Origin of the sequence: Gordonia sp. (in: high G+C Gram-positive bacteria) (genome assembly GCF_012515855.1) — a bacterium.
Taxonomy (GTDB): Bacteria; Actinomycetota; Actinomycetes; order Mycobacteriales; family Mycobacteriaceae; genus Gordonia.
Window position 1 is genome coordinate 1 of the sequence record NZ_JAAYXO010000091.1, and the last position, 11404, is coordinate 11404.

Genomic DNA, 11404 nt, shown 5'->3' on the forward strand with positions numbered 1-11404 from the left:
GCCCTCCTCGGTGGACGCGATCGCACGACCTTCCACCACCGCATCTGAGCGAGCCACGGCCTCGTCCGGCGAGACCGGCATGCAACTGCAGGCGCAGGCCTCACCGCCCGCCCAGGCCGCTCCCGCGAGCGTGGCCAGGAGCATCGCGAGGGCGGCGAGTACTCGTCCGAACGATCGAAGCCCCATCTGAAGGATGGTACGACGCGCAGCGGCCCCGCGCGGCGGTCTGCGCCGCGTACCGTGGGAGTCGTGGATGCGACGATCTATCACAACCCCCGCTGCGTGACCTCCCGCAACGCCCTCGCCAAACTGCGCGAGGCCGGCGTGGAGCCCACGGTGATCAAATACCTCGACGCCGGATGGACGCGCGAGCAGCTGACCGAGTTGTTCGACGCCGCAGGCGTCACGCCCGGCCAGGCCGCCCGTAAGCGCGAGAAGCTCTACAAGGAGCTCAATCTCGCCGAGGCCTCCGACGAGCAGCTCCTCGACGCGATGGTCGAACACCCGGTCCTGGTGGAACGCCCGTTCGTCGTCACCGACGCCGGTGCCCGGCTGGCACGACCGGTGGACAAGATCGACGAGCTGCTCGGCTGACGAGCAGTTACCCCGCGGCGACGCGAGAAGCGCTGACCGGATCGACCAACGGCCTGTGCAGACGCGGGATCGCCAGCGCGAGAACGGCGCGGACGAATCCGCGCGTGCAGTTCCAGAAGTCGAAGTAGTCGCGCCACAGGGCGATCCGCCCCTCGCGGATCTCGTGGCGGCCGCAGACCCAGAACTGCACGCGCAGCGGTCCAACCTTCAGTTCGTCGATCCGTTCGGTCAGGACCACGCCGACGTCATCGCTGCTGATCGCGAGAATCGACGCGTCGAATCCGGTCCCGTCGCGGTTCAGTGTGCGCATCACCGTGCCGAAGCGCTGACGGCCGCGCACCGTCGCGAGCGAGACGTTGGTGTAGACGATGTCGTCGTCGACACGATCGACCGCGTCATCGACGCGACGCTGGGCGAGGTCGGTGAAGAAGGCACGGACCAGTTCTGTCGGCTTTTCTGACGTCATACCGCGATGGTATTCTGACTCCCGTTGTCTCGGCGAGGGTGTTGATCACCGTAATCGGCGCGACGGTTAGAAATTCCGGAGCGGCTTCGGCCGCCGAGGTTCGCGGCCGTGTGTGCAGACGTCGAGGCGTCACCACGAGTATCGACGAACCTAGGAGAATCGCATGGCAACCGCCCCGCAGCTCGCCACCACCGCCCGTACCGAGAAGGGCAAGGGCTCCGCGCGTCGCGCCCGCGCCGCCGGCCAGGTCCCCGCCGTTCTGTACGGCCACGGCACCGACCCGAAGCACCTGCTGCTCCCGAACCGCGAGCTGTCGGCCATCTTCCGCGCCGGCGGCATCAACGCCGTCGTCGAGCTCGACATCGAGGGCGAGAAGCAGCTCGCACTGACCAAGCAGGTCGACGTTCACCCGCTGCGCAACTACATCGAGCACGTCGATCTCCTCATCGTGAAGCGCGGCGAGAAGGTCGTCGTCGAGGTCAACATCCTCGTCGAGGGCACCTCGCAGTCGGGCACCCTGGTGGTCTCCGAGGCCAGCACCGTCGAGATCGAGGCCGACGCGCTGAACATCCCCGAGCACATCGTGATCTCGGTCGAGGGCCTCGAGGCTCCCACCAACATCACCGCCGGTTCGATCACCCTGCCCGAGGGCTCCACCCTGGTCACCGATCCCGAGGCGCTGCTCGTCTCGGTCGAGGCCCAGAAGGCCGCCGCTGAGCCCGCCGAGGGCGAAGAGGCCGAGGCAGAAGAGGCCGCCGCGGAGTAATTCCGCGCGACTGAATGGGACTCTGAGTGAAACTCATTGTCGGACTGGGCAACCCCGGTCCCGCCTACGAGAAGACCAGGCACAATGTCGGCGCGATGGTCGCCGACAGCCTGGTCTCCTCGTACGGCGAGAACTTCTCGGTGCACAAGCGCTCCGGCGCCCTGACCGCCACCGTGCGGATCGGCGGCGAACCGGTCCTCGTCGCCAAGTCGCGGACGTACATGAACGTCACCGGCCGCCAGATCGGCCCGCTGGTCTCGTACTACTCCGTCGCGCCCGAAGACCTCATCGTGCTGCACGACGAACTCGACATCGATTTCGGCACGGTACGACTCAAGGTCGGGGGCGGCGAAGGCGGCCACAACGGTCTGCGGTCCATCTCGCAGACCGTCGGCACCCGCGACTACCTGCGCGTGCGGCTCGGCATCGGCCGACCGCCCGGCAGGCAGGATCCCGCGGATTTCGTCCTGAAGCCCTTCCCCGGTGCCGACAAGGCCGACGTGGAGTTGCTCATCGCCAATGGCGTCGACGCCGCCGAACTCCTGGTGAAGCAGGGTTTGGAAGCCGCACAGAATGTCGTGCACGCCTGGTCGTAGTACACATGGGCGCGTCCCAGATTCGACTGATGCCGCTGTTCTTCCCTGTCGGGGTGAACAGCGGCATCAGTTTCTCCTCCACCACCGGCAAACGTGCGCCGACTTTGCGCAAGTGGCCGCCTCAGCGGCTCAAATAGGCGATGATGACCCCATCCTGGTCTTGATCGTTTGATCAAGACTGCGCAGTCGACCGAGGAGTCCGCACGTCATGACCGCCGCCGAGCGCTCACCGTCCGATAGCCGCCTGTCTGATGCGCCCGCCGTCCCGATACTCCCGCGGCCGATCCGATGGTCGGCCGCCACGGCCGCCTTCCAGATCGAAGGCGCCCGGACCGAGGGCGGACGCGGCCGATCCATCTGGGACGAGTGGGTCGACACCCCGGGCAAGGTGATCGACGGCTCCACCGCCGAGCCCGGCCCCGACAGCTATCACCGCTGGCGCGAGGACGTCGCCCTCGCGGGCGATCTGGGACTCGACCGCTACCGCTTCTCGATCTCGTGGACGCGGGTTCAGCCCGACGGCACGGGTGCCGCCAACGCCGCGGGCCTCGACTACTATTCGCGGCTCGTCGACGGCCTGCTCGAAGCCGGGGTGACGCCGTTCCCGACTCTGTTCCACTGGGACATGCCGGTCCCGCTGAACGAGGCGGGCGGCTGGCGCTCCCGCGACACCGCAGCACGGTTCGCCGACTACACCGCGCTGGTGGCCGACCGCCTCGGCGACCGCGTGAAGCACTGGTACACGATCAACGAACCCGCGATGACGACGCTCCAGGGGTACGCGACCGGCGAGCTGGCACCGGGCGAGATCCTCATCTTCGACGCGCTCCCGACCGCGCATCATCAACTGCTGGCACACGGACTGGCGATGCCGGTGCTGCGCGAGCGGGGCGCCGAGGCCGTCGGCCTCGCCAACAACCACACGCACGTGCGCCCCCTGCGCGCCGATGACCCCGCGGACGTCGCAGCGGTCGCCGCGTACGACCTGATCCACAACCGGATCTTCGCCGACCCGATCCTCACCGGCGAGTACCCGGACATGTCGGCGTACGACAGGTCGATGCCGGTGCGCGACGGCGACATGGCGCTGATCTCCGCGCGCCCCGACTTCTACGCGGTCAACTTCTACAACCCGACGACGGTCACCGCACCGACCGGCGAGGGCAATCCGATCCCTTTCGACATCGTGCCGACCCCGGGCGCACCGGTCACCGGCTTCGGCGACGACTGGCCGATCGTGCCCGGCGCCCTCCGCGATCTGCTGGTCGATCTCACCGAGCGCTACCCCGGTCTGCCGCCGTTGATCATCAGCGAGAACGGGGCGTCGTTCCCGGAGCCCGATCGCGCCAAGGTGATCTGTGACGCCGACCGGATCTCGTACCTCGCCGGGCACATCGGCGCCGTCGGCGAGGCCATCGAGGCCGGTGCCGACGTGCAGGAGTACACCGTGTGGTCGCTGCTCGACAACTTCGAGTGGGCGGACGGCTTCACCCAGCGCTTCGGGCTGGTCCACGTGGACTTCGAGACGGCGACCCGGACCCCGAAGACCTCGTACGACTGGTACGGCAGGGTGATCGCGGAGAACCGCGCATGACCCGTCCGGCGCCGATCGGCCGCCGGTGGATGACGCTGTTCACCCTCGCCTGGCTCGTCATCTGGATGGCCCAGCTGACGCCGCTGCAGTTGCTGCTGCCATTGCAACTCGACGAGCAGACCTCCGACGACGGCGATCGCTGGATCTACAGCATCGTCGTGTCCGGATTGATCCTCGGCATCGGCGGGCTGGTCGCCGTGGTCGCCGGCCCGCTCGCGGGCGCCGCGTCCGACCGGACCGACGGCTCGTCGTTCCCCGCATGGCTGGGTGCGCGTCGTCGCCCATGGGCGCTGGGCGGGTCGTGGGGCATGGCGGTGTTCCTGGTCCTGACCGGACTGGCGCACGAGGCCTGGCTGGTCGCGATCTGCTGGATCGGCGTCTCGGCATCGGTCGCGATCGCCTCGGCCGCCTTCACCGCGATGATTCCCGACCAGCTGCCGCCCGACCAGCGGGGTGCGGCGTCGGCGTCGATCGGGTCGTCGCAGGCACTCGGCATCGTGCTGGGCGTCGGGGTCATCGTCATGCTCGGCCTCGACGTGCTCCCCGGCTACCTGGTGCTCGCGACATTGGTGGCCGTGGTCGGCACCTGGGCATCGCTCGGACTCCCCGACCCGGCGGTCCCGCAGAGTGTGCGGGCCGCGCGGAGCGAGGACCGACCGTGGGCGTCGCTCCGCGACCGCGACTTCTGCTGGATGCTGGGCGGCCGCCTGGTCGGCAACATCGGCAACGCCCTCGGGACGTCGCTGCTGCTCTTCTTCCTGCTGTACGGCCTGACGCAGGAGAAAGCGGACGCCGAGAACAACCTGTTGATCCTGATCGTCGTCTACACGATCTTCGTGGTCGGCAGTTCCATCGTCTTCGGCGTCATCTCCGACCGCCGCGGACACCGTCGCACCCTGACCGCTGTCGCGGCGTGCATCCAAGCCTGCGCAGGCGTGGTGATCGTCGCGCACACCACCTTCACCGCGACCCTCATCGCCGCAGCGCTGATGGGCATCGGTTACGGCGCCTTCATGACCACCGGACTGGCGTTCGCCACCGACCTGCTGCCGCACGAGGAGGACCACGGCCGCGACCTCGGCATCGTGAACGTGTCGGCGGCGCTGGGCCAGCTGCTCGGCCCGATGCTCGGCGCCGGGCTGGTTGCGGCGGTCGGCGGCTTCTGGCTGGTCTTCGTCACCGGGTCAGTGCTATCGGTGGCGGGCGGACTCATGACGCTGCGCGCGAAAGAGAAGTTCGCCGGCGACGCGACACGCGAAACCCCAGTTCAACCGATCGCGTGATATTTGCAACGGCACTCGTGCCCCCTCCTGTGCTGACCGCCACTGCAACCGTAAGTAGAATTACCCGCGAGTATCCGGCGGCGCTCAATCGCCGGAGTTGATTACGAGGACGATTATCTTGGCAGCTCTGGTTACCACGTCAGGTCACACGAACATCGCGATGCTGGGCATCGGCGCCTACCGGCCCAAGCAACTGGTCACCAACGAACAGCTGTGCCGGGTGATGGAGTCGTCGGACGAGTGGATCTTCGAGCGCAGCGGCATCCACGCGCGCCGGTGGATCAGCGGCGACGAGACCATGCGCTCGATGTCGGCAGCGGCCGCCGATCGCGCCATCATCAACTCGGGCATCGACCGCGACAAGGTCGACATGATCATCCTCGCCACCAGCAGCTGGCCGTGGAACGTTCCCCACGGCGCTCCGATCATCGCCTCCGACATCGGCCTCAACGGCATCCCGGCGTTCGACGTGGCTGCGGGCTGCGGCGGCTTCGGCTACGCCCTCGGCGTGGCGAGCGACGCCATCCGTGCGGGCAGCGCCAACTACGTCGTCGTGATCGGCGTCGAGACCATGTCGGTGGGCCTGGATCCGCGCGATCGCAGCACCGGTTTCATCTTCGGTGACGGCGCGGGCGCCGTGCTGGTCGGCCCCAGCGAGGTCAACGGCATCTCGCCGATCGTGTCGGGCAGCGACGGCGAGAACGCCGAAGCCATCAAGCAGAACCACGACACCGTCGAGTACATGGCGCGCGCGGTAGAGTACCAGGGCAAGGATCCCGAGACCGATCCCATCGGCCGCATGATCATCAAGATGGAGGGTCCCCGCGTGTTCCGCTGGGCCGCCATCACCCTGCCGAAGGCGCTGACGAAGATGCTGACCGAGTCGGGCGCAGGCCCGGAGGACATCGAGGTCTTCATCCCGCACCAGGCCAACGCGCGCATCAACGACCTGATGAAGAAGAACCTCGGACTCCCCGACGATCTCCCGATGGCGGGCGACATCGAGCAGACCGCGAACACCTCGGCCGCGTCGATCCCCCTCGCCATGGAGGAGATGCTCGCGACCGGCAAGGCCAAGGGCGGACAGCTCGCGCTGCTGCTCGGCTTCGGCGCGGGCCTGAGCTACGCGGGTTGCGTCGCCACCCTGCCGCCCGCACCCAAGGTCTCGTCGTTCGACGGCCTCGACGAAGCGGTGCCCGGCAAGCTGGCCCTGCATCTCGCGGGCATCGTCGACTGATTTCGTGCGGCGTCGCCCGAGCGGGAAGCTCGGGCGACGCCGGCACTCACGACGCCTGCACTAATGCAGCGTCGCCTCGTGAACGCCGCGGTCGAAGACCGGGACCGATCCCGCTCGGAGGGTCGTCGCGAGGTCGGGGTCGGCCAGGTGCAGCCGACCGACCGCGATCAAGTCGATCTCACCGGAGCCGAGCAGGGCGTGCACGTTGTCGAGAGAGTCGGGCTCGGCCCGGCCCCGGTCCCGCAGTGACGTGGTGAGGCCCACGCTGCCGACCGCCATGCTCATCGCGCCGGTCAACTCCTTCGCCCATCCCGCCAAGGTCAGCGGGCTCCCCTCGAAAGCCGGCTGGTCGAAGCGCCGACCGCTGGCGTCGAAGACGTCCACGCCGGCCTCGGCCAGCGCCCGCAGAATCACCCCGAGCTCGTCGGGAGTGTCGGCGATCCGGGCCAGGTAGTCCTGCTGCTTGTGCTGCGAGAAGCGGTAGAAGATCGGCAGGTCGTCGCCGATCTCCGCGCGAATCGCCCGGACCACCGCCACCGGGAACCGGGTGCGCCGCTCCAGGTCGCCACCCCACTCGTCGTCGCGACGGTTGGTGTCGGCCCAGAGGAACGCGTCGAGCAGATAGCCGTGGCCCGCATGGATGGCGATGCCGTCGAAGCCGACGTCGACCGCATTGCGCGCCGACCGCACGTAGGCGGCGATGACGTCATCGATGTCGGCCTGCGTCATCGCCGACGTCGGAGCGGCGCTCGCGTCGATGTACGACTGCGGGTAGACGGTTTTTCCGGGTGTGCCCCACAGGCCGGACGGCCGCATCGGGCGCACGGCCGGATCGACGCGTGCCATCGCGCCCCACAGCGGTCCGACGTGCCACAGTTGCGGGACGATCCGTCCGCCCGCGGCGTGCACGTCGTCGACCACCCGTCGCCACCCGGCCAGGGCGGCGTCGCCGTGCAGTCGCGGGACGGCGGTGCTGTCGACGGCGGTCGGGTGGTCGATCGCGACGCCCTCGGTGACGATGAGTCCGGTACCGCCGGCTGCGCGGCGCGTGTAGTACGCGGCCACGTCGGGTCCGGGCACACCGGCGGGCGAGTACTCGCGCGTCATCGGCGACATGACGATCCGGTTCCGGATCTCGAGGGAACGGATTTTCAGGGGAGAGAACAGTGACGTCACAGCGGCATCACGTCGAATCGATCGATCATCATGTCTCGAGTGTCCCCGATCGCGGCGCTTCGGGGTGGCCGCGATTCCGGTGACTGGAATCGCCCCTTGCCCAGCCGGGCCGCCGCTGAGACGTTGAGAGGATGGCTTCCGAACTCACCCTCTCCGTCGCCGAGCAGCTCCAGGCCATCGAGGAGATCAAACGGGTCTTCTGCGCGCGCCTGCGTTGCATGGACAACAAGCAGTGGGAGGTCTACCCGACGCTGCACACCGACGACGTGGTCTCCGAGACCTGGGGCGGACTGCCGAAGGACAAGCAGCCGGAGACCGAGGGCGCGTCGAATCGGGTCGTCGGCAAGGAACGGCTCACCGCCGCGATCAGCACCATGCTCGACGGCGGCACCCCCGTGACGACCGTCCATCACGGCCACATGCCGGAGATCGAGCTGACCTCCGACACCACCGCCCGCGGCATCTGGGCGATGGAGGACAAGCTGTGGTGGACCAACGGCGACCACGAGGAGCACCTGCACGGATACGGCCACTACCACGAGGAGTACCGGAAGGAAGACGGTCGCTGGCTGATCAGCTACCGCAAGCTCACCCGGCTGCGGCAGGACACGACCCCCCACTTCTTCGACTACACCAAGAAGCTCTGACGACCGTCAGGCGTTCTCCTTGCGGAAGACGCTGGTGCCCCACCAGGCGCCGAGCGCACTGAGGACGACCGCTGCCAGCAGGCCCCAGACCACCGTGAGCGACGCCACGTCGCCCAGGAACGACGACCGCACGGCGTCGACGATCCAGCGGAACGGCATGAAGTCCGACACCCGCTCGAGCCACGCCGGGCCCAGCGTCATCGGCAGCAGGATGCCGGAGAGCAGCAGGATCGGCATCAGAAGCATGTTGAGCACCGGTGCCATGACGTCTTCGCTCTTGGTGGTGAGCGCCAGGGCGTTCGACGCCGCCGCGCAGGCGCCGCCGACCATCAGCGTGATCACGAGGCCGACCACGACGCCGACGATGGAGCCGCGCATGCCCATCGCGAAACCGAGCCCCACCAGAATCAGCCCCTGAACCAGCAGCTGGAGCAGGTCGCGAAGCAGGCGGCCGAACAGCAGCGCCGTGCGGCTGGCGGGCGTCACGCGTTCGGCTTCGATCACACCTTCGCGCCATTCGCCGATCAGGCCGAAACCCGCGAACATCGCGCCGAACATGCCGAGTTGCACCAGCAGACCGGGGACCAGGAAGGTGTAGGCGTTGTCGCCCGCGCCGGGGAACTGATCGACGATCGGCTTCAGCAGCGGCCCGAACAGAACCAGGTACATGACCGGCTGCATGATGCCGATCAGCACCCAGGCCGGGTTGCGCAGGTTCATGCGCAGTTGGCGGCGAAAGACGATGTACGACTCACGCAGGAATCTCATCGGACCCCTCCTCGGTGTCGGTGGCGGCGTCGGTGGTGGCTTCGGCGTCGCGCAGGCTACGGCCGGTGAGGGTCAGGAAGACGTCGTCGAGGGTCGGTCGGAGGATCTCCAAGGAATCGAGCACGCTGCCGCCGGCGTCGAGCTCGCGCAGCAGACCGGGGATCACCTTCGCCGAGCCGCGGAGCCGGGCGCGGACGCCGAACCCGGAGACCGCGATCTCGGTGGCGCCGAGCCGTTCGAGGTGCGCCGCCGCCTGCGCGACCGGCTCGGCCGCGGTGAACTCCAGGTGCACGAGGTCGCCCGACACCTGCGACTTCAGGTTCTCCGGGGTGTCCGCGGCAACGATGGTCCCGTTGTCGATGATGAGGATCCGATCCGACAGCGCGTCGGCCTCGTCGAGGTAGTGCGTGGTGAGAAAGACCGTCGCACCCCGCTCGGTGCGCAACCTGCCGATGTGGTCCCACAGATTGGCTCGCGCCTGGGGGTCGAGTCCGGTGGTCGGCTCGTCGAGGAAGACCAGCGTCGGGTCGTGGATCAGTCCCATGGCGATGTCGAGCCGGCGTCGCTGGCCGCCGGACATGTTCTTCGGCATCCGGTCCCAGAGTCCGTCGAGTTGCAGCTGCGAGAACAGTTCTTGCCCGCGGGCGACGGCCTCCCGGCGGCTCATTCCGTACAGCTGCCCGTGGTCGGCCACTTCGTCGCCCGCGAGGGCCTGCGAGAACGTCGATCCCATCTGCGAGACGTAGCCGATGCTGCGCCGCACCTCGAGTGACTGGGACACGATGTCGAAGCCGTTGACGGTCGCCGTGCCCGCGGTGGGCCGGAGCAGCGTGGTCAACATGCGGAGGGTGGTGGTCTTGCCCGCCCCGTTGGGGCCGAGGAAGCCGACGACTTCGCCTTCGGCGATGTCGAGGTCGACGCCGGCGACCGCCCGCACTTCCCGTTGCTTCTTCCCCTTGCCCGTCACGAACGTCGCCGCCAGGCCGCGGGCGTGAATCATCCGGTCCCCTATCGTCCGATCGAGCTACCTCGCCTCGACTCAACAATTCTGTGACCGGCTCCGGAACGTGTCAACGGGATTTGCCGCTCTCGCGACGACGAAATCGAGAAGTGACTCGCCAGTACTACTTCCGGGTAGCCGGGTGGTCGTGAGACTGTCGAAAAAGGAGTGTGCCGCCGCACACGGAATCAAGCATGGGAGTCGTCCGATGGTGGAGTTGCCCGAGGCAGTAGGCACGCAGAAGATCGGCATGCTCGGGATCGGTTCGTACCGGCCCGAACGCGTGGTCACCAACGACGAGATCTGCGAGTACATCGACTCCTCGGACGAGTGGATCTACACCCGCACCGGCATCAAGAGCCGCCGTTTCGCTCGGCGCGACGAGACCGTGGTGGAGATGGGCATCCACGCCGGACGCAAGGCCATCGCCAACGCCCTGCTCTCCGGTGCGGACATCGACGCGGTCATCCTCGCCACCAACACCCACCTGCTGCTGACGCCCGCGGGCGCGACGGCCATCGCCACCGAGCTGGGCGCCAACGGTGTCCCCGCCTTCGACGTGACCGTCGGCTGCGCGGGCTTCGGCTACGCGATGTCGATCGCCTCCGACATGGTGCGCGGCGGCAGCGCCAGCCACGTGCTGGTGATCGGCGCCGAGCAGCTGTCGGTGACGCTCGACATGACCGACCGCACCAACTGCTTCATCTTCGGCGACGGCGCCGCCGCGGTGGTCGTCGGACCGACCGAGCAGCAGGAACTCGGCCCGGTGGTGTGGGGCAGCGACGGCACCCAGTTCAACGCCATCCGCCAGGACATCGACTGGATCAGCTACATGGACGGCGGTGACATCGAGAAGCGTCCCTACCTGCGACTCGAGGGCACCGCGGTGTTCCGCTGGGCCGCGTTCGAGATGGGCAAGGCAGCGCAGCGGGCCATGGACGTGGCCAAGGTCGACGCCTCCGACATCGACGTGTTCGTCCCCCACCAGGCCAACTCTCGGATCAACGACCTGCTGGCCCGCAGCCTCAAGTTCCCGGAGACCACGGTGGTCGCCAACGACATCGAGCGAACCGGCAACACCTCGGCGGCATCGATCCCGCTCGCGATGGACGAGCTGCTCTCGACCGGGGCGGCCAAGCCCGGAGACACCGCACTCCTCCTCGGCTACGGCGCGGGCCTCAGTTACGCTGCGCAGGTGGTCAAGATGCCGCCGATCCCTTTCGAATGACGGAGTAACCCCTCCCTGGTCGACGCCGTCGGCGAGTCACTTTGGAACC

At 68.1% G+C, this 11404-nt stretch carries 13 protein-coding genes; 8 read left to right on the forward strand and 5 right to left on the reverse strand.

What is annotated here, in order from left to right:
- On the reverse strand, positions 1-186 hold a 186-nt coding region (locus GX543_RS06935; RefSeq protein ID WP_290850837.1), incomplete at its 3' end, for a hypothetical protein.
- 63 nt (positions 187-249) lie between these two features.
- Here GX543_RS06935 and arsC point away from each other — a divergent pair.
- The gene (arsC, locus tag GX543_RS06940) at positions 250-594 is read left to right on the forward strand and encodes an arsenate reductase (glutaredoxin) (RefSeq protein ID WP_290850839.1); all 345 of its coding nucleotides are present in this window, start codon (positions 250-252) and stop codon (positions 592-594) included.
- 7 nt (positions 595-601) lie between these two features.
- On the opposite strand, the gene GX543_RS06945 is transcribed toward arsC, so the two are convergent.
- Positions 602-1060 carry a limonene-1,2-epoxide hydrolase family protein gene (locus tag GX543_RS06945; protein WP_290850841.1) on the reverse strand — a complete coding sequence of 153 codons (459 nt, stop codon included), beginning with the start codon at positions 1058-1060 and terminating at the stop codon, positions 602-604.
- 163 nt (positions 1061-1223) lie between these two features.
- Between GX543_RS06945 and GX543_RS06950 the strand changes: the two genes are divergently transcribed.
- The 5 genes from GX543_RS06950 to GX543_RS06970 all read left to right on the forward strand — a co-directional run bounded on the left by GX543_RS06950 (position 1224) and on the right by GX543_RS06970 (position 6536).
- Positions 1224-1826, forward strand: a complete 603-nt coding sequence (locus GX543_RS06950) for a 50S ribosomal protein L25/general stress protein Ctc (RefSeq protein ID WP_290850843.1) — start codon at positions 1224-1226, stop codon at positions 1824-1826.
- 26 nt (positions 1827-1852) lie between these two features.
- Positions 1853-2422, forward strand: a complete 570-nt coding sequence (gene pth, locus GX543_RS06955) for an aminoacyl-tRNA hydrolase (protein WP_290850845.1) — start codon at positions 1853-1855, stop codon at positions 2420-2422.
- Positions 2423-2630: 208 nt separating this feature from the next.
- Entirely contained in the window at positions 2631-4016 is a 1386-nt protein-coding gene (locus GX543_RS06960) for a GH1 family beta-glucosidase (RefSeq protein ID WP_290850847.1), read from the forward strand.
- Positions 4013-5299 (forward strand): MFS transporter, encoded by a 1287-nt coding sequence (locus GX543_RS06965; RefSeq protein ID WP_290850849.1) that lies wholly within the window; start codon positions 4013-4015, stop codon positions 5297-5299. Before GX543_RS06960 ends, GX543_RS06965 begins: the two co-directional genes overlap by 4 nt.
- 160 nt (positions 5300-5459) lie before the next feature.
- Positions 5460-6536 carry a beta-ketoacyl-ACP synthase 3 gene (locus GX543_RS06970; RefSeq protein ID WP_290850877.1) on the forward strand — a complete coding sequence of 359 codons (1077 nt, stop codon included), beginning with the start codon at positions 5460-5462 and terminating at the stop codon, positions 6534-6536.
- A 60-nt stretch (positions 6537-6596) separates the two neighbouring features.
- On the opposite strand, the gene GX543_RS06975 is transcribed toward GX543_RS06970, so the two are convergent.
- Positions 6597-7712 (reverse strand): NADH:flavin oxidoreductase, encoded by a 1116-nt coding sequence (locus tag GX543_RS06975; protein WP_290850851.1) that lies wholly within the window; start codon positions 7710-7712, stop codon positions 6597-6599.
- A 131-nt stretch (positions 7713-7843) separates the two neighbouring features.
- Here GX543_RS06975 and GX543_RS06980 point away from each other — a divergent pair, with 131 nt between their 5' ends.
- Entirely contained in the window at positions 7844-8359 is a 516-nt protein-coding gene (locus GX543_RS06980; RefSeq protein ID WP_290850853.1) for a nuclear transport factor 2 family protein, read from the forward strand.
- 6 nt (positions 8360-8365) lie between these two features.
- Here GX543_RS06980 and GX543_RS06985 read toward each other — a convergent pair whose 3' ends face one another.
- Both GX543_RS06985 and GX543_RS06990 read right to left on the reverse strand, forming a co-directional pair.
- Positions 8366-9127, reverse strand: a complete 762-nt coding sequence (locus GX543_RS06985; protein ID WP_290850855.1) for an ABC transporter permease — start codon at positions 9125-9127, stop codon at positions 8366-8368.
- Positions 9111-10127, reverse strand: a complete 1017-nt coding sequence (locus tag GX543_RS06990) for an ATP-binding cassette domain-containing protein (protein WP_290850857.1) — start codon at positions 10125-10127, stop codon at positions 9111-9113. The genes GX543_RS06985 and GX543_RS06990 overlap by 17 nt, the downstream gene beginning before the upstream one ends.
- Positions 10128-10335: 208 nt before the next feature.
- Here GX543_RS06990 and GX543_RS06995 point away from each other — a divergent pair, with 208 nt between their 5' ends.
- Positions 10336-11355 carry a beta-ketoacyl-ACP synthase III gene (locus tag GX543_RS06995; protein ID WP_290850859.1) on the forward strand — a complete coding sequence of 340 codons (1020 nt, stop codon included), beginning with the start codon at positions 10336-10338 and terminating at the stop codon, positions 11353-11355.
- Positions 11356-11404 lie beyond the last annotated feature (49 nt).